Source organism: Massilia sp. TSP1-1-2 (assembly GCF_049896185.1).
Lineage (GTDB): Bacteria > Pseudomonadota > Gammaproteobacteria > Burkholderiales > Burkholderiaceae_D > Telluria_A.
Genome location: NZ_JAFCTU010000153.1, coordinates 1 through 837, shown reverse-complemented (window position 1 = coordinate 837; position 837 = coordinate 1). Strand labels below are relative to the sequence as shown.

Annotated in this window: 2 protein-coding genes; one reads left to right on the top strand and one right to left on the bottom strand. The window is 61.8% G+C overall.

The features are described from left to right. Positions 1-710 (bottom strand): aconitase family protein (locus tag ACP7BV_RS27420; RefSeq protein WP_426108067.1); only part of this gene is annotated, 710 nt, incomplete at its 3' end. 43 nt (positions 711-753) lie between these two features. On the opposite strand from ACP7BV_RS27420, the gene ACP7BV_RS27415 reads away from it, so the two are divergent. Further along, the coding region (locus ACP7BV_RS27415) for a Thoeris anti-defense Tad2 family protein (protein ID WP_426108069.1) at positions 754-837 on the top strand (84 nt) is incomplete at its 3' end.

The window sequence follows — 837 nt, the reverse complement described above, 5'->3', positions numbered from 1 at the left end:
GGCGAAATATGGTCGGTGGTGATCGAATCGCCAAAAAGGCCAAGCAGGCGCGCGCCATGGATGTCGCCGATGCTACCGACGCTCATCTGCATGCCTTCGAAGTAGGGCGGGTTCTTGATATAGGTCGAAGCCTGGTCCCATTCGAACGCTGCGCCATCGGGCGAGGCAATCTGGTTCCAGCGGCTGTCGCCGGCGAAGACGTTGGCATAGTTGCGCTTGAACAGCTCCGGGCTGACATTGCGCGCGATCAAGTCACCTATTTCCTGGTTCGACGGCCAGATGTCACGCAGGTAGACCGGTTCGCCATCACTGCCGGTGCCTAGCGGCTCACTCGTCAAGTCGATGTCCACCGTGCCGACGAGCGCATAGGCGACCACCAGCGGCGGCGACGCCAGGTAATTCATTTTTACTTCCGGATGCACCCTGCCTTCGAAGTTGCGGTTGCCGGACAGGACCGCTGCGACGACCAGGTCTTGCTCGGCAATGTCACGCGTCACGTCGTCGGGCAGCGGGCCGGAATTGCCGATACAAGTCGTGCAACCGTAGCCGACGATGAAGAAGCCAAGCTTTTCCAGGTCAGCGAGCAGGCCTGCCTTGGTCAGGTAATCGGTCACCACCAGGGACCCCGGGGCCATCGAAGTCTTGACCCATGGCGCGGCCTTGAGACCCTTGGTCACGGCATTGCGAGCGACCAGTCCGGCCGCCAACATCACCGCGGGATTGGAGGTGTTGGTGCAGGAGGTGATCGCGGCGATGACCACGGCGCCGTCCAGTCAGATCCAGATGGGCTGGGCTCCCAGCCAAACGGAAACGCTGGCCGAAGACTGGCACGTCGTT